Genomic DNA, 23,702 nt, shown 5'->3' with positions numbered 1-23,702 from the left:
GCCGATTCTAGCGCCGGGGCCGGTCCTGCAAACATGCGTTTTTCTCCGGTTCGCCCGGCGATTTAGTCGTTTGTGCGCGGCTCGCGCCAGGGGCTAGTTTCGGCCGCGCACAAGGTGTGGGGGGAGTGTCCGCGCCGGTGCGCCGAATAACGACAAGAACTTCGCCGAGGCTTTTCATTGTGGCCAGATTTCCCCTGCCGCGCCGCTGTGCGCACCTGCTGTTTCCCGTCCTGCTGACTTGCAGCGCCGCCGCCCTGGCGGTGCCGGTGACGGACGAACTCGACGTCGGCGGCGCCATCCGCGCGCGCTTCGACCACGACCCGGACCGCGACATCGACAAGGCCGGCTTCGACACCCTGATGCTGCGCGCCACCTATACCTCCGACAGCTGGATAGGCGCGGCGCGCTACCGCTTCTACGGCAAGCAGTACCCCTACCAGTACACCGATCACATCGGCGACGTCGCCTTCGCCGAGTACGCCTGGGTCGGCTACCGCTTCGACGCCGAGCGCCAAGTGCAGGTCGGCCTCAACCAGATTCCCTTCGGCCTGCAGCCGTTCTTCGGCAGCACCTTCTACGAGACCCTCGGCAACGTGGTGGGCCTGGAGGACGTCTCGGCGGTGGGCGCCAAGTACATCCAGCAGCAGGGCGACTGGAACCTGCAGGCGGGCCTGTACGGCCGCCCGGCCTGGCCGGGGCGCGGCACCAGCAACGGCAGCACCTACTCCACCGTGGTGACCTCGGCCGACGACTACGTGCCCGAGGGCACCCGCAACCAGGAACGGCAGATCGTGGTCGCGCGCCTGGCGCGCTCGCTGCAGCTGGGCGACTGGAAGTCCGAGGTGGGCGTGTCGGCCCTGACTTCGCGCCTGGAGAACAAGGACACCCACGACGCCGGCCGGCGCAACGCCTACGCCCTGCACTACCTGGGGCAGAACGGCCCCTGGGGCGTGCAGCTGCAGGCCGGGCGCCAGCAGATGTCGCCGCGCAACCCGGGCAGCGACGAGGTGGTCAGCTTCGGCGGCTACGACGGCACCTTCAACGTCGCCAGCCGCGGCAACCTCTACGTCGGCGACCTCAGCTACAGCTTCCCCGGCACCTTCGTCGGCGGCTGGGTGAGCGGCCTGAAGGTGTACGGCAACTACAGCCGCTTCGACAAGTCGGCCAGCGGCTTCGACGCCTCCGAGCGCTTCATCCTCGGCACCTCGTTCTCAGTGCGTTCCTTCTACATCGCCGTGGAATGGCTCAACGGCCGCAACGACCCCTACATCGGCGGCAGCAGCTACACCGACAGCCTGGCCCAGGGTGGCACCGACCACTGGGAGAACCAGCTGTACGCCAACGTCGGTTATTACTTCTGAAAACCTGTCTACGACCTGCTGCGCGTCGGCATAACTGCGTTGAAGACAGGCGAGGAATGCTCATTTAGCGGCCTAAACTCCGCTTCCTCGCCTGTCTTCGCCTTGTTCTGCTCTAGCTCGCGAGGTCGTAAACAGGTTTTGAGTGAGGAGCCCTTGCGGCCGCGGTGACTCCGCGGCCGCTGCCATACTCCAATGCGCATGCCGCGTCCAACGGGGGCGCGAGGGGAGGGCCAGCGATGAAGCGCAAGATCCCGGCGCTCAATGCACTCAAGGCGTTCGAGGTGGCCGGCAGCACCGGCAGCTTCACCCGCGCCGCCGAACTGCTCAACGTCACCCAGAGCGCGGTCAGCCGCCAGGTGCGCCAGTTGGAGGAGCAGCTCGGCGAGCCGCTGCTGCAGCGCCGCCACCACCACCTGCAACTGACCGACGCCGGGCGCATGCTGCTGCGCGCGCTGCAGCAGTCGTTCGACCGCATCGAGCTGACGGTGCGCGGCATCCAGCAGCGCCAGCACCTCAACCGCCTGCGCCTGAACGCCCCGCCGACCTTCGCCAGCCGCTGGCTGCTGCCGCGCCTGGGGCGCCTGCGCGAGGCCCATCCGGGGCTGGAGGTGACCCTCACCACGCACCTGCAGGACAGCCTGGCCGAGACCGGCACCCTGGACTGCGCCATCCGCTTCGGCAACGGCGAGTGGGAGGGCCTGGACAGCTCGCTGCTGATGCACGAGAAGCACATCGCCGTATGCGCGCCGAGCCTGCTGGCGCAGCGCGAGGAAACGGAGCAGGGGATGCCGCTCAATGGCATGACCCTGCTGCACGTGCTGGCCCGCGACGACCAGCGCTACCTGACCTGGCGCCACTGGCTGGATGCGGCGAAGATCCAGGGCGTCGACCTGGAGGGCGGCTACGAGTTCGACCTGCTGGACATGGCCATCCGCGCCGCCATCGACGGCCTGGGCGTGACCATGGCCGACCGCCAGATGGTGGCCCGCGAGCTGGTGGCCGGGCAGTTGGTGCAACTGCTCGACGTACAGGTGGACGGCCACCAGTCCTACTGGTGGGTGAGCCGCCCGGGGCAGGAACTGCCGGAGCACGTGGAGCGCTTCCGCGACTGGCTGCTGGAAGAGGTGCGCCTGGCCGAGCGCAGCCTGGACAGCGCCGCGCACATCGTCAGCCCGCGCTGAAACGCCGCCGGGTAACATGCGGAAAACGCAGGTTGCCCGGCATTATTAATCGTTTGTCCGACCTGCCGCGCCTGTCGAAACTTGGCCATCCAAGAACGACAAGAGTGTTTCCCATGCCTGCCCGCACCCGCCTGCCGGCGCGGCCTAGCGCCCGCCCCGCGTCGCTCCTGTCGTTCCTCCGCCACCGCGCTGCTTGAACCACAGGAATGCCCATGCGTACTGACCAGAACTTCATCGACGGCCGTTTCCGCGACGGCTCCGTGGCCGCCCGCATCGCCGTGTCCGACCCGGCCACCGGGGCCTGCATCGCCGAGGTGCCGGCCGCCAGCGAGGCCGAGGTGCGCCAGGCCGTGGAAGCCGCGCAACGCGCCCAGCGCGACTGGGCCAGGCTGCCGGCCATCGAGCGCGGCGAATACCTGCGGCGTTTCGCCGAGGCCATCGAGCGCAACGCCGCACGCATCGGCGAGGCGCTGGCCCGCGAGTCCGGCAAGAGCCTGCAGGACGCCACCAACGAGGCGGTCTACGCCGCGCAGATCACCCGCTACCACGCCGAGTGGGCGCGGCGCATCGAGGGCGAGGTGATCCCCAGCGACTCCCGCGACGAAACCATCCTGCTGCAACGCGAGCCGATCGGCGTGGTGGCCTGCCTGATCCCCTTCAACTACCCGGTCTACACCCTGCTGCGCAAGGTCGCCCCGGCGCTGATCACCGGCAACACGGTGGTGGTGCGGCCGAGCAACAACACCCCGACCTCGGCCTTCGAGGTCGCCCGCGCCGCCGCCGAGGCCGAGCTGCCGGCCGGCGTGTTCAACGTGCTGACCATGGTCCACGAGGTCGCCGCCACGCTCTGCCAGCACCCGGCGGTGGGCATGATCACCCTGACCGGCAGCGTCGGCGCCGGGCGCACCGTGCTCGACTACTGCAAGGCGAACATCGCCAAGCCGTCGCTGGAGCTGGGCGGCAAGACCCCGGCGATCATCGAGGCCGACGCCGACCTGGAGCAGGCGGCCAGCGCCATCGCCGCCTCCAAGACCACCCACTGCGGCCAGCTGTGCACCGCCATCGAGCGCGTGTACGTGCAGGCCAGCGTGCACGACCGCTTCCTCGCCCTGCTGCGCGACAAGCTCGCCGCGGTGCGCAGCGGCGACCGCGGCGAGGACCCGAGCCGCATGGGCCCGCTGGTCAACGAGCGTTCGCGCCAGGAAATCCATGCCAAGGTGCAACGCGCCCTGGCCGAAGGTGCCCGGCTGGAATGCGGCGGCGTGCTGCCGGAAGGGCCGGGCCACTTCTACCCGGCGACCCTGCTGAGCAACTGCCGCCAGGACATGGAGATCGTCCAGGAGGAAATCTTCGGCCCGGTGCTGCCGGTGCTGCGCTACGAGAGCCTCGACGAAGCCCTGGCCATGGCCAACGACCACCAGTTCGGCCTGTCCTCGGTGCTCTACAGCGAGAACTACCGCACGGCGATGAAGGTGGCCAACGCCATCGAGGCCGGCGAGCTGTACGTCAACCGCACCCCCGCCGACCCCTACCAGGGCTTCCACGCCGGCTGGAAGCGCTCGGGCCTGGGCGGCGACGACGGCAAGCACGGGATGCTGGAGTTCACCCAGACCCGCCTGGTGGTCCTGAAGTACTGACGAGCCGCGCCGGGCGCCTGCCTGCGCCCGGCGCGCGCCGCGCTTTTCCGACAACCCGCCGGTGCCAGCGCCGGCCACGAGACGCATGATGAAAAAAACAATAAGTGCAGAGGCCATGCCCATGGCCGTTCCGTCCAGCGCCAACCTGTCGCGCTACCTGCAACTGGCGTTGCTGGTGCTCGCCGCCGGCGCCATCTACCCCATGCTCTATCTGCGCCAGGTGTACCAGAGCACCATGCTCGAGGCCCTGGCCATCGGCAACAGCGAGCTGGGCTACCTGTATTCCATCCTCGGCAGCGCCTTCCTGGTCAGCTACCTGCCCAGCGGCTGGCTGGCCGACCGCATCGCGCCGCGCTACCTGATCAGCTTCTCGCTGCTGGGCACCGGCGTGCTGGGCCTGTGGTACGCGCAGTTGCCCGGCTTCCAGGCGCTGCTGGCGATCTTCTGCGGCTTCGGCATCACCACCGGGCTGACCTTCTGGGCCTCGCTGATCAAGCGGGTGAACATGCTCGCCGGCGAGGCCGAGCAGGGCCGCTTCTTCGGAGTACTCGACGGCGGCCGCGGGCTGGTGGAGGCGCTGCTGGCCACCGTGGCCATCGCGCTGTTCGCCTACGTCACCGAAACCCGCGGCGAGCGCAACGCCGAGGGCCTGCAACTGGTCATCCACCTCTATGCCGCCTGCTGCATCGTCCTCGGCGTGGTGCTGATGATGCTGCGCGACCCGCAAGGCGCGCAGGGCGAGCGCGCCGCCTCGGGCAAGGGCAACCTGCTGGAAGACCTGCGCACCCTGGCGCGCATCCCCGAGCTGTGGCTGGTGACCGCCATCGTGTTCTGCGGCTACCACTTCTTCTGGGCCACCTACAGCTTCTCGGCCTACCTGCAGGAAGGCGGCTTCGGCCTCAGCGCGACCATGGCCGGGCTGATCACCACCATCAAGCTGTGGATGCGCCCGGTCGGCGGCATCGGCGGCGGCTGGCTGGGCGACCGCTTCTCCAAGACCGGGGTGCTGACCTGGGCCATGCTGCTCTCGGCCCTGGGCATGCTCGGCCTGGTGCTGCTGCCGAGCCTGCACGTGCTGAGTGTGCTGGTGTTCCTGGTGATCTTCATCGGCCTGATGACCTACGCCATCCGCGGCCTGTACTGGGCCATCCTCGACGACTGCCACATCCCCCTGCGCGTCACCGGCCTGGCCATCGGCATCATTTCCCTGGTCGGCTATTCGCCGGACGTCTTCCTGCCGCTGCTCAACGGCTGGATCACCGACCGCTTCCCCGGCTTCGTCGGCTACCAGATCTACTTCTCCTACGTCGTGGCGGTGGGCCTGCTGGGCGTGGTCGCCACCCTGATCCTGAAGAAACGCATCGACAAGAGAGCGCGCCAAGCATGAAAGTCGTCTCCCTGCAGACCCACGTGGTCGCCGTCCCGCCGCCGCACATCGGCGGCATGTACTGGCTGTTCGTGACCCTCAAGACCGACTGCGGCATCGAGGGCGTCGGCGAAATCTACGCCGCCACCTTCCACCCCAGGGCGATGGTCCCGGTGATCGAGGACGTGTTCCAGCGCTACCTGCTGGACCAGGACCCGCACCACATCGAGCGCTTCTTCCGCCGCGCCTATTCCAGCGGCTTCACCCAGCGCCCCGACCTGACCATGATGGGCGTGGTCAGCGGCCTGGAGATGGCCTGCTGGGACATCGTCGGCAAGGCGGCGAACAAGCCGGTGTACGAGCTGCTCGGCGGCAAGGTCCACGAGCGCCTGCGTTCCTACACCTACCTGTACCCGAAGAACGCCCGGGGCGAGTACGACTACTCCGACCCGGACCTGGCCGCCGAATGCGCGGTGCACAACATGAACCTCGGCTTCAGCGCGCTGAAGTTCGACCCGGCCGGGCCCTACACCGCGTTCTCCGGCCACCAGCTGTCGCTGGAGGTGCTGGAGCGCTGCGAGACCTTCTGCCGCAAGATCCGCGAAGCGGTGGGCAGCAAGTGCGACCTGCTGTTCGGCACCCACGGGCAGATGGTGCCGTCCTCGGCCATCCGCCTGGCCAGGCGCCTGGAGAAGTACGACCCGCTGTGGTTCGAGGAACCCATCCCGCCGGGCCAGGAAGAGGCCATGGGCCAGGTCGCGGCCAAGACCAGCATCCCCATCGCTACCGGCGAGCGGCTGACCACCAAGTACGAGTTCTTCCGCCTGCTGCAGGCCGGCGGCGCGTCGATCCTGCAGATGAACGTGGGGCGCTGCGGCGGCCTGCTCGAAGGCAAGAAGATCGCCTCCATGGCCGAAGCCTTCTACGCGCAGATCGCCCCGCACCTGTACAACGGCCCGATCGGCGCGGCGGCCAGCTTCCAGCTGGCGACCTGCACGCCGAACTTCCTGATCCAGGAAAGCATCGGCACCTGGGACGGCTTCCACGCGGAAATCCTCAAGAAACCGCTGCACTGGGAAGACGGCTACATCATCCCCTCCAGCGAGCCCGGCCTGGGCGTGGAGCTGGACATGGACGTGGTGTGCCGGCATTCCCCCTACACCGGCGAGCGCCTGCACCTGCAGATGGGCCCGGACCCGGTCGACGTCAAGGACAACGCCCCGGCCAAGGGCTGACACCCGCGCCCGCGCCGGCCGGCGCGGGCCCCCTTACTTGCGGTACGAGATTCATGACTTACGACTACATCATCGTCGGCGCCGGCTCGGCCGGCTGCATCCTGGCCAGCCGCCTGAGCGAGTCCGGCGAATACAACGTCCTGCTGCTGGAGGCCGGCGGCAAGGATTCCTCGCCCTGGTTCAAGGTGCCGGTGGGCTTCGCCAAGCTCTACTACAACCCGACCTTCAACTGGATGTACTACAGCCAGCCGCAGCAGCAGCTCGCCGGCCGCCAGCTGTATGCGCCGCGCGGCAAGGTGCAGGGCGGCTCCGGCTCGATCAACGCGATGATCTACGTGCGCGGCCAGGCCCACGACTTCGACGACTGGGCGGCCAACGGCAACGACGGCTGGTCGTTCAAGGAGGTGCTGCCGTACTTCCGCAAGCTGGAATCGCACCCGCTGGGCGACAGCGAGTACCACGGCGGCAGCGGGCCGATCCGCATCAGCCCGATGAAGGGCCACACCCACCCGATCTGCGACGCCTTCCTCAAGGGCTGCGAGGAACTCGGCTACCCACGCAGCGAGGACTTCAACGGCGCGCACTTCGAAGGCGCCGGCATCTACGACGTCAACACCCGCGACGGCCAGCGCTGCTCCAGCAGCTTCGCCTACCTGCACCCGGCGCTGGGCCGGCCGAACCTGAACATCGAGCGCCACGCCCAGGTGGAGCGCGTGCTGTTCGACGAGAACAGGCGCGCCGTCGGCGTGAGCCTCAGCCAGCATGGCGTGCAGCGCGAATTCCGCGCGCGCCGCGAAGTGATACTGGCAGCCGGCGCGGTGGACTCGCCGAAGCTGCTGCAACTCTCCGGCGTGGCCGACCGCGAGCTGCTGCGCCAGCATCACATCCCGGAAGTGCTGCACCTGCCGGCGGTGGGCAAGAACCTCCAGGACCACCTGTGCGTCAGCTACTACTACAAGGCCAACGTGCGCACCCTCAACGACGACTTCGGCTCGCTGCTGGGCCAGGCGAAGCTGGGCCTGGAGTACCTGTTCACCCGCAAGGGCCCGCTGTCGATGAGCGTCAACCAGAGCGGCGGTTTCTTCCGCAGCGACGACGAGCAGGCGCATCCGAACCTGCAGCTGTACTTCAACCCGCTGTCCTACCAGATTCCCAAGAGCAGCAAGGCCAGCCTCAAGCCGGAGCCGTACTCGGGCTTCCTGCTGTGCTTCAACCCATGCCGCCCGACCAGCCGCGGCGAAGTGCGCATCGCCTCGAAGAACCCGGCCGACGCGGCGCTGATCGACCCCAACTACCTGAGCACGCAGAAGGACATCGACGAGGCCATCCAGGGCAGCCGGCTGATCCGCAGGATCATGAACGCCCCGGCGCTCAAGGCGGTGACCGTGGAGGAAATGCTGCCAGGCCCGGCGGTGCAGTCCGACGAGGCCATGCTGCAGTACTTCCGCGAGAACTGCGGCTCCATCTACCACCTGTGCGGCAGCTGCGCCATGGGTGCCGACCCGCAGTCCAGCGTGGTCGACAAGCGCCTGCGGGTGCACGGCATCGAGGGCCTGCGCGTGGTGGATGCGTCGATCTTCCCCAACGTCACCTCCGGCAACACCAACGCGGCGGTGATGATGGTGGCGGAGAAGGGCGCCGAGCTGATCCTGGAGGATGCCCGCCAGGTCCGGGCCGAAGTGCCGCAGCGCCTGGCGGTGTAGTAGCGGCCTATTACCCGCCGCGGCGGGGAGTGGCTAACCTGTCTGGCATGCCCGGCCACCCATGGCCGGGCCTCTGCCCGGAGGAATGCTGCGATGGCCGCGAAGAAGATCCTGATGCTGGTCGGCGACTATGCCGAGGACTACGAAACCATGGTGCCGTTCCAGGCGCTGCAGATGGTCGGCCACGTCGTCCACGCGGTGTGCCCGGACAAGAAGGCCGGGCAGAGCGTGCGCACCGCCATCCACGACTTCGAGGGCGACCAGACCTACAGCGAGAAGCCGGGGCACAACTTCGCCCTCAACGCCGACTTCGCCACGGTTCGTGCTGAAGACTACGACGCTCTGCTGATCCCCGGCGGCCGCGCCCCGGAATACCTGCGCCTGAACGCCAGGGTGATCGAACTGGTGAAAGCCTTCGACGCCGCGAAGAAACCCATCGCCGCCGTCTGCCACGGCGCCCAGCTGCTGGCCGCGGCCGGCGTGCTGAAAGGCCGTTCCTGCAGCGCCTACCCGGCCTGCGGCCCGGAAGTGAAGCTGGCCGGCGGCGAATACGTGGACATCCCGGTGGACGCCGCCCACGTCGACGGCAACCTGGTCAGCGCCCCGGCCTGGCCGGCGCATCCGGCGTGGCTGGCGAAGTTCCTCGAAGTGCTCGGCACCAAGATCAGCCTGTAGACTGGCGAGCGCGCCTAAAAAAGAAGGAGGCAGAGCATGTGCGAACTCTACGTGAAGGCCGACCCGATCCTCTACGAGTCGCGCTCCCGGTCCCTGCGCATCCGCGGCGTGGTCACCACCCTGCGCCTGGAGAACCAGTTCTGGGACATCCTGCGGGAGATTGCCGAAGTGGACGGCATGACCACCAACCAACTGATCGCCAAGCTCTACGACGAGGTGATGGACTACCGCGGCGAAGTGGTCAACTTCGCCTCCTTCCTGCGCGTGAGCTGCACCCGCTACCTGGCCCAGCGCCGCGACAACATCGTGGAGCTGAGCCGGGTGCCGCGCAGCGCCTGATCCCCGCTCCTGTAGCGGGCCCTGCCCGCGATTTCGCGCGCAGGGCGCGCTCCTACATGGGAATGCCGCGGGCGGCGCTTTTCGTAGGATGGCGTTGAGCGAAGCGATACCCATCAGCGCAACCGCATGGGTTTCGCAGGCTCAACCCATCCTACGAAGAGCGCCTCGGCGCAATCGCGTATGAATCCAGCGAGCATGGCTTTTCGTAGGATGGTGTTGAGCGAAGCGATACCCATCAGCGCAACCGCATGGGTTTCGCAAGCTCAACCCATCCTACGAAGAGCGCCTTGGCGCAATCGCGGAGGAATCCGCGCCGGGGAATACGCGGCCAAGTCGCGCCAGCTCACGTATAATGGAATTTCAGCCCCTGAAGCGAGGCATCGACTGGTGAAAACCCCCAGCCTGGAAGCCAAGAAGGCCTACTGCGCCAAGACCCGTCGTTCCAACTACGCGGCCAGCCTGCGTCTGGAAGGCTACGAAGTTACTGAGAGCGACGCCGCCCGCGAATTGCCCAGCCGCGAAGCGGTCCTGCGCGCCTACCGCAAGCAGGCCTGAGCCTGGACAAGTACGGCGCCGGCCAGGACCCGTACTGCTATCCGGGTACGAACGTCCTGCGCAATCGCCTCGATCTTCACAGCGATGACCTGCTGTCCCGCGCCGAGCGCGACCTTTCCGAAATCGCCGCCAGCCATCTCGACTTCGAACCGCCGCCTTACGACCTGGCATACCTGAAACGCATCCACCATGCCCTGTTCCAGGACCTCTACGACTGGGCCGGGCAGATTCGCAGCGTGGATATCTCCAAGCGCGACACCCATTTCTGCAACGTCAATCGCATCGAACCGGAGGCCGACAAGATCTTCCGCGCCATGGCGCGAGCCAACTGGTTCGAGGGCTACGAGCATGAGCGACTGATAGTGGCCGTGGCCGAGCATTACGGCGACCTCAACATGATCCACCCGTTCCGCGAGGGCAATGGCCGGGCCCAGCGCATCCTGTTCGAGCACCTGATCGTCAACGTCGGATTCGAGGTCAGTTGGTGGGCGGTGGAAGAGAACGAGTGGATTGGCGCCAATATCGACGCAGTGCTCTGCGACTACAGGGCGCTGGAACGCATCTTCGCGCGCTGCATCGGCCAACCCATCGGATCGTAGGGCGGATGACCGTTCGCGGTTATCCGCCGTTGGCGTTGGCGCGGTGGCGTATAACGCCTGGGGCGTTATGCGCCCTACGGTTTCCGCAGGCATGAAAAAGCCCGGCGCATGGCCGGGCTTCTTCCTGGCGCGAAAGCGAAGGCTTACTTCACTTCCACCGCCAGGCTGTGGGCGATCTTGTCTTTCCAGATCGCCGGGCCGGTGATGTGCACCGACTCGCCGTTGGTGTCGACCGCCACGGTCACCGGCATGTCCTTCACGTCGAACTCGTAGATCGCTTCCATGCCCAGTTCGGCGAAGGCCAGGACCCTGGACTTCTTGATCGCCTGGGCCACCAGGTAGGCGGCGCCGCCGACGGCCATCAGGTACACGGCCTTGTTGTCCTTGATCGCCTCGATGGCGATCGGGCCGCGCTCGGACTTGCCGATCATGCCCAAGAGGCCTGTGCTTTCCAGGATCTGCCGGGTGAACTTGTCCATGCGGGTGGCGGTGGTCGGGCCGGCCGGGCCGACCACTTCGTCGCCTACCGGGTCGACCGGGCCGACGTAGTAGATGAAGCGGCCCTTCAGGTCCACCGGCAGTTCTTCGCCCTTGTTCAGCATGTCGACCATGCGCTTGTGCGCGGCGTCGCGGCCGGTGAGCATCTTGCCGTTGAGCAGCAGGGTCTCGCCCGGCTTCCAGCTCTGCACTTCTTCCGGGGTGATCTTGTCCAGGTCGACGCGGCGCGCGGAGGGGCCGGCTTCCCAGACGATTTCCGGGTAGGCGTCCAGCGGCGGGGCTTCCAGTTCGGCCGGGCCGGAGCCGTCGAGCACGAAGTGGGCGTGACGGGTGGCGGCGCAGTTGGGGATCATGCACACCGGCAGCGAGGCGGCGTGGGTCGGGTAGTCCATGATCTTCACGTCGAGCACGGTGGTCAGGCCGCCCAGGCCCTGGGCGCCGATGCCCAGCTGGTTGACCTTGTCGAACAGCTCCAGGCGCAGTTCCTCGATGCGGTTCTGCGCACCGCGAGCCTTCAGCTCGTGGATGTCGATCGGGTCCATCAGGACTTCCTTCGCCATCACCGCGGCCTTCTCGGCGGTACCGCCGATGCCGATGCCGAGCATGCCCGGCGGGCACCAGCCGGCGCCCATGGTCGGGACGGTCTTGAGTACCCAGTCGACGATGGAGTCGGACGGGTTGAGCATGGCCATCTTCGACTTGTTCTCCGAGCCGCCGCCCTTGGCCGCGACGTCCACTTCCACGGTGTTGCCCGGGACGATGGAGTAGTGGATCACCGCCGGGGTGTTGTCCTTGGTGTTCTTACGCGCACCGGCCGGGTCGGCCAGGATGGAGGCGCGCAGGACGTTCTCCGGCAGGTTGTAGGCGCGGCGCACGCCTTCGTTGATCATGTCGTCGACGCTCATGGTGGCGCCGTCCCAGCGCACGTCCATGCCGACGCGGACGAACACGGTGACGATGCCGGTGTCCTGGCAGATCGGGCGGTGGCCGGTGGCGCACATGCGCGAGTTGATGAGGATCTGCGCCATGGAATCGCGGGCGGCCGGCGATTCTTCGCGCAGGTACGCCTCATGCATGGCCTGGATGAAATCGACCGGGTGGTAGTAGGAGATGAACTGCAGGGCATCGGCGACGCTCTGGATGAGGTCGTCTTGCTTGATCACGGCCATGGAGCACGGTCCTCTTCAGGCGGGTATGTCAGGCGGGAATCTCAGGCGGCTAAGCCACGTACACCGAACGCGTCCGGTCAGGCACCGGCGCAAAAAGGGCGCCGTAGTATAGCGCCGTGCCAGGGCCGGGCGCACGCGCCGGCGATCCGACCTTGGTCGGCAGGGGCGGCAAGCGCCCACTTTCCGGTCGGCTAGGCATGCTGTGGCTTTGATAGTAGAGTGAGGGCCAAGTGCCATTACGGGATGGAGCCCCCATGAGCACACCGAGTTCCCCGCTGAAGCAGCGCGCCCTCCAAAAACTATTGTTCAGGCGGTTCGGCATGGCCCTCGGCACCTACGCGATGGCCCTGCTGCTGCTCTGGCTGACCGTGATCGGCGACTTCTACCATGGCTCCCCGGCGTTGGCGCTGGCCGCCACCCTGTGCGCCGTGGCCAGCCAGGCGGTGTTCTTCTGGCTGTTCGCCAGCGGCCGCAACCAGCGCTTCGTCGACGCCAGCCTGACCGAGCCGCAGGTGCTGGTGGCGCTGGTCTGGACCACCTTCTTCCTGGCCCACGTCGACAGCGTGCGCGGCACCCTGATGGTGCTCTACGTGCTGATCCTGCTGTTCGGCGTGTTCCAGCTGCAGCCGCGGGTGTTCGCCCGTTGCGCGGGCCTGGCCTTCATCGCCTTCGCCGGCCTCAACCTCTGGGAGGCCTTCCGCCAGCGCCTGCAATTGCCCGGGCAGGCCGTGCTGCAGCTGCTGGTGCTGTTCATCGTGCTGGTCTGGCTGACGCTGTTCGCCGGCTACGTGCAGGCCCTGCGCCAACGCATGCGCCAACGCCGCTACGCGCTGCAGGCGCACCAGGACACCCTGCGCGGGATGATGCGCCAGCTGGAAGACCTGGTGGCCACCGACGAACTCACCGGGCTGTTCAACCGCCGCCACTTCCTGCGCCTGGCCGGGCGCGCGCTGGACGATCTGGACGAGGGGCAGCGCCATGGCCTGGCGCTGATCGACCTGGACCACTTCAAGCGCATCAACGACGTCCACGGCCATTCCGCCGGCGACCGCGTGCTGCAGACCTTCGCCGCGGTGGCGCGGGCCTGCCTGCGCGAGGGCGACGTGCTGGCGCGCTACGGCGGCGAGGAGTTCGTGCTGCTGCTGCCCGAGGCCGACAGCGACCGCCTCGCCGCCTGCTGCGAGCGCCTGCGCCAGGCCTATGCGGCGGCCGAGCCGATGGGCGTGGAAGTGCCGGTGCTGAGCCTTTCCGCCGGCATGACGCTGCTGCAGAGCGGCGACGATCTCGACGAGGCCTTGCAGCGGGCCGACCAGGCGCTCTACCGTGCCAAACGCAGCGGACGCAATCGCTGCGAGGCGGCATGGGAGGAGAGCGATGCCTGAACTGCGTGCCGGCGGCCGACACTGGGAAGTGGCCACCGGAAGCAACCTGCTGGATGCCCTGCGCGCCGAGGGGATCGCCATTCCCTACAGCTGCCGCGCGGGCAGTTGCCATGCCTGCCTGGTGCGCTGCAGCGGCGGCGAGCTGCTCGACGAACGCCCCGAGGCGCTGGACGCCGCGCGCCGCGCCGAGGGCTGGCGCCTGGCCTGCCAGTGTCGGGTGGTAGAGGACTGCGCCGTCGAGGTCTTCGACCCCCTGCGCGACGGCCTGCCGGCGACGGTCGCCGAGCTGGATTGGCCAGCGGCGGACATCCTGCGTCTGCGCCTGCAGCCGCAACGCCCCTTGCGCTACCGCGCCGGCCAGCACCTGGTGCTGTGGCTGGGTGAGGTGGCGCGGCCCTATTCCCTGGCCAGCCTGCCGGGCGCCGAGCCCTGGCTGGAATTCCACATCGCCTGCCAGGCCCCCGGCGCCTTCTGCGACGCGGCGCGCCAGCTGCGGGTGGGCGACGAACTGCGCCTGGGCGAGTTGCGCGGCGGCGCGTTGCATTACGACGCCGAATGGCAGGAGCGACCGCTGCTGCTGATGGCCAGCGGCACCGGCCTGGCGCCGCTGTGGGGCATCCTGCGCCAGGCCCTGGCCGAAGGGCACCAGGGGCCGATCCGCCTGCTGCACCTGGCGCGCACGCCGGTCGAGCACTACCTGGCGGCGGAGCTGGCGGCGCTGGCCGCGGCCCATCCCGACCTGCAAGTGGCGCTGGCGCTGCCGGCCGATCTGGACGCGCATCTGGCGCAATTCCGCCTTGTCTCGCGGCGAAGCATCGCCTTACTCTGCGGCCAGCCCGCCAGCGTCGAGCGCTTCGCCCGCCACCTGTACCTGGCCGGGGTGCCGCGCGGCCAGACCCTGGCCGACCTGTTCCTCTCCCACGCCTGAGCCGGGCCGCAGAGCCCGGCCGCCACAGCCTGCTGCCAAGGAGTTGCCATGAGCCAACAGATTCTCGTCGAGCGCGAGCAGGGCCTGCTGACCCTGCGCTTGAACCGCGCGGACAAGATGAACGCGCTGACCCGGGAAATGTACGCGGCCCTGGCCGACGCCCTGGAGGCCGCCGAGCACGATCGCGGCGTGCACGTGGTGCTGATCGCCGGCAACGCCGAGTGCTTCACCGCCGGCAACGACATCCACGATTTCCTCCAGTACCCGCCCAGCGGCCAGGACAGCCCGGTGTTCCGCTTCATGCGCGCGCTGATGGAGTTCAGCAAGCCGGTGCTGGCGGCGGTGGCCGGCCCGGCGGTGGGCATCGGCACCACCCTGCTGCTGCACTGCGACCAGGTCTTCGTCGCCCGCGGCGCCAAGCTGAAGATGCCCTTCGTCAACCTCGGCCTGTGCCCGGAATTCGGCTCCAGCTTCCTGGTGCCGCGCCTGCTCGGCCACGTCCGCGCCGCCAGCCTGCTGATGCGCGGCGACGGCTTCAGCGGTGAACAGGCGGTTGCCTTCGGCATAGCCAACGAAGCCCTGGCCGACGGCGCCGCCGCCCTCGAACGCGCCCGCGAAGTGGCCCAGAGCCTGCAGGCCCTGCCGCCGGCAGCCCTGGCGCTGAGCAAGCGCCTGCTCAAGGCGCCCTACATGGACGAGCTGCGCAAGGTGGTGGCGGAAGAGGGGGAACTGTTCGTCCAGCGCCTCAGCTCGCCGGAAGCCCTGGAGGCCCTGAGCGCCTTCACCCAGCGCCGCCAGCCGGACTTCTCGCGCCTCGCCTGAGCTGGCCAACTGCCCACAGAAACTGTGGGCAGAGCTGTGCATAACCTTGGGGCCAACTGCCCGGGCGCCCGCCGGGCCTGGGTTGGGCGATGTTGTGCGGTATTTGATCCATCGCCCGTTCCGCTGCCGGCCGGGGCATTCGTAAGTGCCTGATTTGCTGGGATTGTCCTACAGCTGGCCGGTGGAGAGGGTTGTGCGATCAGCGCACGCGGCTTGCCCACAATAACTGTGGGAAGGGCTGTGGATAAGCTTGGGGTGGAAGGGCCGGGGGTGCGTGGTTACTAGGGTTGGGCGGCTCTGGCCGGGTTTTGATCAACTGACTTGAAGGCTGCGCCGAGGTGCTCTCGTAGGATGGGTTGAGCTTGCGAAGCCCATGCGGTCGTGGCGATGGGGGCGTATGCCGGTTGTTCTTGGCGTGTGGCTTGGCCGTTGCCCTCTCCCTAACCCTCTCCCTGAAGGGAGAGGGGACTGGTTCGGCGCGAACTGTAACCGCGGTGCTTTCCGGCAACTTCGGTGTTGCCGGCGAAAACCATTATTTCCCACTTGCACGGACGGCCCCCTCTCCCTTCAGGGCGGGGCGCGCAGCCGAGGGCTGGGGAGAGGGAACGGAGCCGAGCCAACGCCGCGATACCCCCGGCGAAATCCCCAAAAACAAAGGCCGCCCAAAGGCGGCCTCCATCACTCACCATCCCACTCAGACCAACAGGTCCCCCACGTGCAGCACCTTCATGGTGTTGGTGCCGCCCTGGGTGGTGTAGCTGTCGCCCTTGGTCAGGATCACCCAGTCGCCCTTGGTCACCACGCCGCGTTGCAGCAGCGCGTCCACGGCTTCCTGGCTGACGCGCTCCGGCGGCAGCGCGGCGGGGTCGAAGGGGATGGTCTCGACGCCGCGGAACAGCGCCACGCGGGCCTGGGTCTCGCGGTGCGGGGAGTAGGCGAAAATCGGCACCGAGGAGCGGATGCGCGACATGATCAGCGGGGTGTAGCCGCTTTCGGTGAGGCAGATGATCGCCTTGATGCCCGGGAAATGGTTGGCGGTGTACATGGCCGCCAGGGCGATGCTTTCGTCGCAGCGCTCGAAGGTCTGGCCCAGGCGGTGGCTGGATTTCTTGGTGGTCGGGTGCTTCTCCGCGCCCTGGCAGATGCGCGCCATGGCCTGGACCGCTTCCACCGGGTACTCGCCGGCGGCGCTCTCGGCCGAGAGCATCACGGCGTCGGTGTAGTCGAGCACGGCGTTGGCCACGTCCGAGACTTCCGCGCGGGTCGGCATCGGGTTGTGGATCATCGACTCCATCATCTGCGTCGCGGTGATCACCGCCTTGTTGTAGCGGCGGGCGTGCAGGATGATTTTCTTCTGGATGCCGACCAGCTCGGCGTCGCCGATTTCCACGCCGAGGTCGCCGCGGGCCACCATCACCGCGTCGCTGGCGCGGATCAGGCCGTCCAGCGCCTCGTCGTCGGCCACGGCTTCGGCGCGTTCGATCTTGGCCACCAGCCAGGCCTTGCCGCCGGCCTCCTGGAGCAGGCTGCGGGCGTATTCCATGTCCTTGGCGTCACGCGGGAAGGACACGGCGACGTAGTCCAGGTCCATGCTCGCGGCCAGCTTGATGTCGGCCTTATCCTTTTCGGTCAGGGCCGGCGCGGTCAGGCCGCCGCCGCGGCGGTTGATGCCCTTGTGGTCGGACAGCGGGCCGCCGATCAGCACTTCGCAGACCAGCTCGTCGGCCTTCACCTGCTTCACCACCATGACCACGCGGCCGTCGTCCAGCAGCAGCTCGTCGCCCACGCCGCAGTCCTTGACCAGGTCCGGGTAGTCGATGCCCACGACTTCCTGGGTGCCGGCGTCGCGCGGGTGGCTGGTGGAGAAGCGGAAGCTGTCGCCCACGGCCAGTTCGATGCGCTTGTTGGCGAACTTGGCGATGCGGATCTTCGGCCCTTGCAGGTCGCCGAGCAGGGCGACGAAGCGGCCATGCTTGGCGGCCAGGTCGCGCACCAGTTGGGCGCGGGCACGGTGCTCGTCGGGGGTGCCGTGGGAGAAGTTCAGGCGGGCGACATCGATCCCGGCGAGGATCAGTTGCTCGAGGACTTCGGGGGACTGGCTGGCTGGGCCGAGGGTGGCGACTATCTTGGTGCGGCGGACGGACATGCGGAACTCCTTGGAAGACGAGCGTGCGGGCCGGCGGCGGGAGCCGGGCCGGCCCGGCGGCCATCTTACCCCTTTTCCGATGACGGTTCGCCTGCCGGCTTGAGCACCAGCAGGTCGCACTCGACTTCCTCCAGCACGCGCTCGGCGGTATGCCCGATCAGCGCGCTCTCCAGCTGGCCACGGGCCACCGCGCCCATCAGCAGCAGGTCGATGCCCTGGTTGCGGACGAACTCGGGGATCACCTCCTCGGGGAAGCCCTGCAGCAGGTGGGTGTCGCCGGCGGCCATGGCCGGATGGGCGGCCATCAGCATGTGCAGGGCCTGGCGGTGGTGCGCTTCGGTGGCCTTCAGGTGTTCGTCGTAGCTGCCCAGCAGCTGGGCGTCGAAGGCCAGGGTCTGCGGCAACGCCACGTAGGCGTGCAGGTAGCTCGCGTGCAGGCCCAGGCGGCGGTTCAGCTCCAGCGCCGTGGCGATCAGCCGGCGGTCCAGCTTCGCCGGCTTGTCGCCTTCGTGCAGCGGGTCGAGGGCGGCGCACAGCTTGCGCCCTTCCCAGGTGCCGTGGTGGACCAGCCACAGCGGCACCTCGCAATGGCGGATCAGCTGCCAGTCGGTGTTGGTCAGGAACAGGCGCTTGAGCAGGCCGTGGCGGCTGCTGGACTTGAGCACCAGGTCGGGCTGGTGCTCGGCCACCGCGGCGAGTATCTCGCGGTACAGCGGCTTGCCCCAGCGGGTGTGGCAGCGCACGTCCAGGCCGGCCTGGCGCAGCGGCGCGGCCAGCTTGTCGAGCCAGTCCAGGCGCTCGGTCTGCTGCAGGATGCGCACCCGTTCCAGTTCGTGCTGCGGGATCAGCAGGCCGTTGTCCAGCGCCGGGTTGTAGTCGCACACCAGCAGCGCCACGCTGGCGCCGCTGCGTTCGGCGATCCACTGGGCGCGGGTCAGGGCTGGCTGGTCGTCGCGGGTGGGGTCGATGACCACCAGCAGGTGCTGCAGTTTCATGGTCGGCTCCTCGCTTGGCTGCTGCCATTGCAGTGCAAGCGTAGCCGGCCCGGCTTGACCTGCGTCAGTCGCCGCCCTGGTTCAGCGCCTGGTCCAGGTGGCGCGCGGCCTTGTTCGCCAGCTCGCCGTCGGGGTAGTCCACCAGCAGGTGGCGCAGGTAGCCGATGGCCTTGGCGCGGCTGGGGTGCGGGTTGTCGGGGGCCATGTACATCAGGCCCAACTGGTACAGCGCCTTCTGCTTGATGTCGGCGGGGATGGCCGGGTCGTTGACCGCCAGCAGGTACAGCTGCTCGGCCTCGGCGACGCGGTCCTTGAGCACCGCGCGGCGCGACAGCAGGGTCATGTCCGGGTCGAGGCTGGTCTTGTTCAGGTCGAGGTTCTGCTGCGGCTTCCAGGTGGCCAGCAGCTCGCGGGCGTTCTTCTGCACCGGCTCCTTCGCCCGCTGGCGGATCATCAGGATGCGCGCGTCGGCGTGGCTGGCCGCGGCGGTGCCGGGGAACTCGCGGTCGATACGCTGGAAGTAGTCCAGGGCCTTGGCGTCGTCGCGCTGGTCGTTGTAGCGGCTCATGTAGATCAGGCCGATCTGGTACAGGGCGATGGCGCGCACGTCCGGGCTGTAGCGGCTATTGTCGTAGCCGCTGAGGTAGAGCCGCTCGGCCTCGGCGCTCTGGTTGTCGCGGATGGCCTGGGCGCTGTAGGTGAGCAGGTCGCCTTCCTCTTCCACCGCGGCGGTCATGCGGTCGCTCTTGAGCTTCTTGTACTCGGCGACTTCGCCGGTGGTGACCTGGGCGACGAACAGCGGGGTGGTCGGCGAGCAGGCGGCCAGCAGGCCCAGCAGGACGGCGAGGGGCAGGGCGGGGTGCAAGCGCATGGCATCTCCTTGGCGCCGGGGCGGGTTCCCTGCGCAGTCTAGTGATGCCCTTCAGCGCGGCCAAGGCGCGCCGATACAGTTCCCAACGGAGGATATGCCCCATGCGAACCCTGTGCATCCTGGCCCTGGCGGCGAGTGTTACCGGCTGCAACAGCTGGTCGACCAACAAGAACCTGGACAACGCCTACCGCGCCTACGAGCGCGGCGATTGCGAGCAGGTGATGCTCGACCTGTCGCGCGCCGAGCGCAAGAGCCGCGCGCGGCCCTGGCTGCAGCCGGAGATCTCGATGCTTCGCGGCCTGTGCCTGGAGCGCCAGAAGTACTACGTCGACGCGGCGCAGACCTACGATTTCATCATCGCCCGCTACCCGAGCAGCGAATATGCCTACCGCGCCAAGGCGCGCCTGGAGACGCTGCGCCAGAATGGGCGCCTGACGGGCGAGGCCGCCCAACCGTTGCCGGCGCGTCCCTGACCGCCGGTCGTTGCCGCCTTGAGCGGACCCGGGTGCTCGCTAAGCTCAAGAGGCTGCCTTCAAGGAGGAGGTTGCGATGCGTGCGTTGCTGTGCCTGTGCATGGCCCTGGCCCCCTTGCTGGCAGCGGCCGACATCTATCGCTGGACCGATGCCCAGGGCAAGGTGCATTTCAGCGAAACCCCGCCGCCCGGCGCCCAGCGCGTCGAAGTCCGGCCGCAGGTGGTCGAGCGCGATGCCGCCACGCGCGAGCGCGAGGAGCGTACCCGCCAGTTCTACCAGGCGCGCAGCGAGGAGCAGGCCGCGGCGCGCAGCCGTGCCGCCGAGCAGCAGGCCAAGGCGGGCGCCGAGTGCGACCGCCTGCGCGACCAGTTGGCGACCTTGCAGCGCGGAGGTCGCTACTACTCCACAGATACCAAGGGTGAACGCCTCTACTATAGCGACGAGCAGATCGATGCCGCTCGTCGCTCGCTGGCCGAGCGGGTGGCCGAAGGTTGCCGTTAGTGCTGGCCGCAGGGCGGTCGCAACGTCATACTGGGCAAAAATCATAGCGAATAGCCATTATGCGTCATCAACGACACATAGAGCGCCATCAGCTGCCGTACTACCTGAAGGTGTTCAATAGCATCACCGACAAGCCCATGGGCTACCTGGGCAACGTATCGCTGGACGGCATGCTGCTGATCAGCCAGCTGCCGATGCTGGTGGGCGGGCGATTCGACATGCGCCTGAAGATTCCCGGGCAGGACGGCAAGCTCCAGCACATCGACTTCAGCGGCACCTGCCAGTGGTGCCACGAAGACGTCACCCCGGGCAGCTTCGACTCCGGCTTCAGCCTGGTGGCGCCGCCGGCGGAGTACGTCGAGCTGGTCGAAGCGTTGCGCCGTTATTTCAGTTTTCGCCGCCAGGTGGAGTCGGTCTGAGTCGCGGGATGCGCTGAACCGACCTGGGCGGTAGTGAAGGAAAGGGAAACATCGGCGGTACGCGAATGATACGTGTAGGAGCGGGCCCTGCCCGCGATTCGCGCGCAGGGCGCGCTCCTACATGGGCGTGGCGTGTGGGGCGACCCGTAGGAGCGGATCTCATCCGCGAATCGCGCCGATACGCCAGGCTATCGCGGACAAGGTCCGCTCCTACGAGTGCGGGAGAAACGCCGTCGTAGGATGGTGTTGAGCGAAGCGATACCCATCGCCACCGTCGGCCGTGCCATCGGGACGTCCGGCGGGGCCGGTGAATCCAATCGCGGACGGAGTCCGCTCCTACATCCGTGCTTCCCTGGAACCTACGCGCAATGCAAGGCGCCCGTCACAGCGTCCCGGCGCGTTTCCAGCCCAGGTAGCGGCTGACCAGTTCCGGGCCCAGCTGGCTGGGCCTGGCGTCCAGCACTGGCACGCCATTGGCCAGCAATTTCTCGTGCAGGCCGGCGCGGGCGTTCAGGTAGTCCAGGGCGCCGCAATAGGTCAGCGCTTCCTCGTAGCCCTGCACCGGTGTCTGCCGCAACTGGTCGAGCACTTCCTCGCGCAGGCTGGCGACCAGCACGCGGTGCTGGCGCCCGAGGCGGCGCACCGCGCCCAGCAGTTCCTCGTCGTCCTCGTCGCGCAGGTTGGTCACCAGCACCACCAGGGCACGACGGCGTTGGCGTGTGAGCAGGGCCTGCACGGCGGCCGCGTAGTCCGCCGGGCGCTGGCTGCTGTCCAGGTCGTAGACGGCGTTGAGCAGCGCGCCCAGCTGGGCATTGCCCTTGGCCGGCGGCAGGTGGCGCGGCCGCTCGCCGGCGAAGGTCTGCAGGCCCACGGCGTCGCCCTGGCGCAGGGCCACGTAGGCCAGCAGCAGGCTGGCGTTGAGGGCGTGGTCGAAGTGCGAGAGGTCGCCGTCCTTGCTGCGCATGTGGCGGCCGCAGTCGAGCAGGAAGAGAATCTGCTGATCGCGTTCGTCCTGGTACTCGCGGGCGATGGGCGTGCGTTTGCGCGCGGTGGCCTTCCAGTCGATCTGGCGCAGGGTGTCGCCGTCGCGGAATTCGCGCAGTTGGTGGAATTCCAGGCCCAGGCCGCGGCGCTGGCCGGGGCGCACGCCGATGCGGCTTAGCCAGTGGTCCACGGCCATCAGCTCGGCGCCGTAGATGCGCGCGAAGTCGGGGTAGACGCGGGTTTCGTCGCGCACCTCGAGGAAGCGCCGGCCGCGCCACAGGCGCAGCGGGCTGGGCAGTTCCAGCTCGCAGCGGGGGAAGACGAAGTGGCCGCGCTGCAGCGGCCGCACGCGGTAGCCGAGCAGGGTGGTCTCGCCCGGGTGCAGTTCCGCGGCCAGGGGCAGGTGCTCGAAGTCCATGCCCGAAGGCAGGTGGTCGAACAGCGTCACCCGCAGGCGCTGATCGAAGCCATGCTGCAGTTGCAGGCGCACCTCGCTCCAGCGCCCCAGCGGCAGGTTGCCGGCCAGCTGGCGTTGCAGGCGCGGGCTGGGCAGGCGGCGCAGCCACAGGGCATCGCCCAGGGCCAGGCCGAGCAGGGCCAGTAGCAGGCCCCACCACAGCTGTTGCAGCCAGGCCGGCGCCGGGCTGCCCAGGGCCGTGGCGCTGCCCAGGCCGATGGCGGCCAGGGCCAGCGCGGCGAGCAGCGCGAGCAGGACGCGCGATGGCTTCATAGGCGCGGCGCCGGTACCTGGTCGAGCAGCTGTTGCAGCACCTGGTCCACCGACAGGCCTTCGATGTCCAGCTCCGGCGACAGCCGCACGCGGTGGCGCAGCACGGCCAGGGCACAGCCTTTCACGTCGTCCGGAATCACGAAGTCGCCGCCGCGCAGCAGCGCGCGGGCGCGGGCGCAGCGCACCAGGGCGATGGAGGCGCGGGGCCCGGCGCCCAGGGCCAGGCCGGGCCAGCTGCGGGTGGTGCGGGCGATGCGCACGGCGTAGTCGAGCACCTGGTCGTCGATGGCCAGGTCGGCGGCGATCTTCTGCAGCGCCAGCACGTCCTTGTCCTTGAGCAGCGGGCGCAGCGGCGCCACGTCGAGCATGTCGCTGCGCGCCGAGCGCGTCACCTGGCGCACCAGGGTCTGTTCCTCGGCCTCCTGCGGGTAGTCCATGCGCAGCTTGAGCATGAAGCGGTCCAGCTCGGCCTCGGGCAGCGGGTAGGTGCCTTCCTGCTCGATGGGGTTCTGCGTGGCCAGCACCATGAACGGCTGCGGCACCGGCAGGGCGCGGCCTTCCAGGGTGACCTGGCGTTCCTGCATCACTTCCAGCAGCGCCGCCTGGGTCTTGGCCGGGGCGCGGTTGATCTCGTCGGCCAGCAGCAGGTTGGTGAAGGCTGGGCCCTTGCGCAGCTTGAACTGCTCGCTGGCCAGGTCGTACACGGCGTGGCCGGTGACGTCGCTGGGCATCAGGTCGGGGGTGAACTGGATGCGCGCGAAGGCGCCGTCGAAGCAACGGGCCAGGGCGCGCACCAGGAGGGTCTTGCCCAGCCCCGGCACGCCTTCGACCAGGATGTGGCCGCCGGCGAGCAGGGCGGTGAGCACGTCGTCGATCACCCCGACCTGGCCGATCAGGGCCTTCTGCAGTTCGTGGCGCAGGGCCTGGGCCAGTTGGCTGGCGCGCTGGCGCTGGGCCGCCGGGTTGGCGGAGGGGGTGGCGCTGGGTTCGGGCGTCTGTTCGCTCAGGCTTTCCGGATCCCTGCTAACTGTTAGAGGTTTCTTATCATCCATAATTCAATAGCTTACCTAATCTTACTTTTTTGGAGTTTTGTGCAGAATGAGTGTGTGACTGCAAACTCGGACGACATAAA

22 protein-coding genes are annotated in these 23,702 nt (G+C 68.2%); 16 read left to right on the top strand and 6 right to left on the bottom strand.

What is annotated here, in order from left to right; genetic code table 11:
- Positions 1–179: 179 nt before the first annotated feature.
- The 10 genes from IG194_RS09605 (at position 180) to IG194_RS09560 (ending at position 10,651) form a co-directional block, all read left to right on the top strand.
- A complete protein-coding gene (locus IG194_RS09605) occupies positions 180–1,361 on the top strand; it encodes a hypothetical protein (RefSeq protein WP_051879288.1) in 1,182 nt (393 codons plus the stop codon).
- A gap of 236 nt (positions 1,362–1,597) precedes the next feature.
- Positions 1,598–2,542, top strand: a complete 945-nt coding sequence (locus tag IG194_RS09600) for a LysR substrate-binding domain-containing protein (protein ID WP_058487554.1) — start codon at positions 1,598–1,600, stop codon at positions 2,540–2,542.
- A 212-nt stretch (positions 2,543–2,754) separates the two neighbouring features.
- Positions 2,755–4,179, top strand: a complete 1,425-nt coding sequence (aldA, locus tag IG194_RS09595) for an aldehyde dehydrogenase (protein ID WP_058487553.1) — start codon at positions 2,755–2,757, stop codon at positions 4,177–4,179.
- An 88-nt stretch (positions 4,180–4,267) separates the two neighbouring features.
- On the top strand, positions 4,268–5,566 hold the full coding sequence (locus IG194_RS09590; RefSeq protein WP_281444135.1) for an MFS transporter: 1,299 nt from the start codon (positions 4,268–4,270) through the stop codon (positions 5,564–5,566).
- Positions 5,563–6,780: a mandelate racemase/muconate lactonizing enzyme family protein gene (locus IG194_RS09585; protein ID WP_058487551.1), complete on the top strand. Its 1,218-nt coding sequence runs from the start codon at positions 5,563–5,565 to the stop codon at positions 6,778–6,780. The genes IG194_RS09590 and IG194_RS09585 overlap by 4 nt, the downstream gene beginning before the upstream one ends.
- A gap of 53 nt (positions 6,781–6,833) precedes the next feature.
- On the top strand, positions 6,834–8,483 hold the full coding sequence (locus tag IG194_RS09580; RefSeq protein ID WP_058487550.1) for a GMC family oxidoreductase: 1,650 nt from the start codon (positions 6,834–6,836) through the stop codon (positions 8,481–8,483).
- Positions 8,484–8,576: 93 nt separating this feature from the next.
- The gene (locus tag IG194_RS09575; protein WP_058070321.1) at positions 8,577–9,158 is read left to right on the top strand and encodes a DJ-1/PfpI family protein; all 582 of its coding nucleotides are present in this window, start codon (positions 8,577–8,579) and stop codon (positions 9,156–9,158) included.
- 36 nt (positions 9,159–9,194) lie between these two features.
- On the top strand, positions 9,195–9,497 hold the full coding sequence (locus IG194_RS09570; RefSeq protein WP_009615780.1) for a ribbon-helix-helix domain-containing protein: 303 nt from the start codon (positions 9,195–9,197) through the stop codon (positions 9,495–9,497).
- 387 nt (positions 9,498–9,884) lie between these two features.
- On the top strand, positions 9,885–10,052 hold the full coding sequence (locus IG194_RS09565; RefSeq protein WP_009615782.1) for a YhfG family protein: 168 nt from the start codon (positions 9,885–9,887) through the stop codon (positions 10,050–10,052).
- A 2-nt stretch (positions 10,053–10,054) separates the two neighbouring features.
- Positions 10,055–10,651 carry a putative adenosine monophosphate-protein transferase Fic gene (locus tag IG194_RS09560; protein WP_058487549.1) on the top strand — a complete coding sequence of 199 codons (597 nt, stop codon included), beginning with the start codon at positions 10,055–10,057 and terminating at the stop codon, positions 10,649–10,651.
- A gap of 143 nt (positions 10,652–10,794) precedes the next feature.
- Here the strand turns inward: IG194_RS09560 and IG194_RS09555 are convergent, their stop codons facing one another.
- On the bottom strand, positions 10,795–12,318 hold the full coding sequence (locus IG194_RS09555) for a fumarate hydratase (protein WP_058487548.1): 1,524 nt from the start codon (positions 12,316–12,318) through the stop codon (positions 10,795–10,797).
- Between the two features lie 254 nt (positions 12,319–12,572).
- Between IG194_RS09555 and IG194_RS09550 the strand changes: the two genes are divergently transcribed.
- Genes IG194_RS09550 through IG194_RS09540 form a run of 3 tightly spaced genes read left to right on the top strand, consistent with a single transcriptional unit; the run spans position 12,573 to position 15,450 of the window.
- Positions 12,573–13,700, top strand: coding sequence for a sensor domain-containing diguanylate cyclase (locus IG194_RS09550; RefSeq protein ID WP_043273307.1), 1,128 nt, complete (start codon positions 12,573–12,575; stop codon positions 13,698–13,700).
- Positions 13,693–14,628 (top strand): iron-sulfur-binding ferredoxin reductase, encoded by a 936-nt coding sequence (locus tag IG194_RS09545; RefSeq protein ID WP_058487547.1) that lies wholly within the window; start codon positions 13,693–13,695, stop codon positions 14,626–14,628. Before IG194_RS09550 ends, IG194_RS09545 begins: the two co-directional genes overlap by 8 nt.
- A gap of 48 nt (positions 14,629–14,676) precedes the next feature.
- Positions 14,677–15,450 carry an enoyl-CoA hydratase-related protein gene (locus IG194_RS09540; RefSeq protein WP_058487546.1) on the top strand — a complete coding sequence of 258 codons (774 nt, stop codon included), beginning with the start codon at positions 14,677–14,679 and terminating at the stop codon, positions 15,448–15,450.
- A gap of 694 nt (positions 15,451–16,144) precedes the next feature.
- Here the strand turns inward: IG194_RS09540 and pyk are convergent.
- From pyk to IG194_RS09525, 3 genes are all read right to left on the bottom strand, one after another.
- The gene (gene pyk, locus IG194_RS09535; RefSeq protein ID WP_043314080.1) at positions 16,145–17,596 is read right to left on the bottom strand and encodes a pyruvate kinase; all 1,452 of its coding nucleotides are present in this window, start codon (positions 17,594–17,596) and stop codon (positions 16,145–16,147) included.
- 65 nt (positions 17,597–17,661) lie between these two features.
- On the bottom strand, positions 17,662–18,591 hold the full coding sequence (locus IG194_RS09530) for a universal stress protein (protein ID WP_058487545.1): 930 nt from the start codon (positions 18,589–18,591) through the stop codon (positions 17,662–17,664).
- Between the two features lie 64 nt (positions 18,592–18,655).
- A complete protein-coding gene (locus tag IG194_RS09525) occupies positions 18,656–19,462 on the bottom strand; it encodes a tetratricopeptide repeat protein (RefSeq protein ID WP_043273300.1) in 807 nt (268 codons plus the stop codon).
- A 101-nt stretch (positions 19,463–19,563) separates the two neighbouring features.
- Here IG194_RS09525 and IG194_RS09520 point away from each other — a divergent pair, with 101 nt between their 5' ends.
- The 3 genes from IG194_RS09520 (at position 19,564) to IG194_RS09510 (ending at position 20,856) form a co-directional block, all read left to right on the top strand.
- Positions 19,564–19,935, top strand: coding sequence for a tetratricopeptide repeat protein (locus tag IG194_RS09520; protein ID WP_043273299.1), 372 nt, complete (start codon positions 19,564–19,566; stop codon positions 19,933–19,935).
- Positions 19,936–20,011: 76 nt separating this feature from the next.
- Positions 20,012–20,437: a DUF4124 domain-containing protein gene (locus IG194_RS09515; protein ID WP_009615806.1), complete on the top strand. Its 426-nt coding sequence runs from the start codon at positions 20,012–20,014 to the stop codon at positions 20,435–20,437.
- Positions 20,438–20,496: 59 nt separating this feature from the next.
- On the top strand, positions 20,497–20,856 hold the full coding sequence (locus tag IG194_RS09510; protein ID WP_009615807.1) for a PilZ domain-containing protein: 360 nt from the start codon (positions 20,497–20,499) through the stop codon (positions 20,854–20,856).
- A gap of 382 nt (positions 20,857–21,238) precedes the next feature.
- Here IG194_RS09510 and IG194_RS09505 read toward each other — a convergent pair whose 3' ends face one another.
- Together IG194_RS09505 and IG194_RS09500 are read right to left on the bottom strand one after the other, a co-directional pair.
- Positions 21,239–22,570 carry a DUF58 domain-containing protein gene (locus IG194_RS09505; RefSeq protein ID WP_058487544.1) on the bottom strand — a complete coding sequence of 444 codons (1,332 nt, stop codon included), beginning with the start codon at positions 22,568–22,570 and terminating at the stop codon, positions 21,239–21,241.
- The gene (locus tag IG194_RS09500) at positions 22,567–23,577 is read right to left on the bottom strand and encodes an AAA family ATPase (RefSeq protein ID WP_009615810.1); all 1,011 of its coding nucleotides are present in this window, start codon (positions 23,575–23,577) and stop codon (positions 22,567–22,569) included. Before IG194_RS09500 ends, IG194_RS09505 begins: the two co-directional genes overlap by 4 nt.
- Positions 23,578–23,702: the final 125 nt, after the last annotated feature.

The organism is Pseudomonas sp. ADPe (assembly GCF_014843515.1).
Taxonomy (GTDB): Bacteria; Pseudomonadota; Gammaproteobacteria; order Pseudomonadales; family Pseudomonadaceae; genus Pseudomonas; species Pseudomonas citronellolis.
The sequence above is the reverse complement of the archived record's forward strand: the minus strand, read 5'-3'. Positions and strand labels throughout refer to the sequence as shown.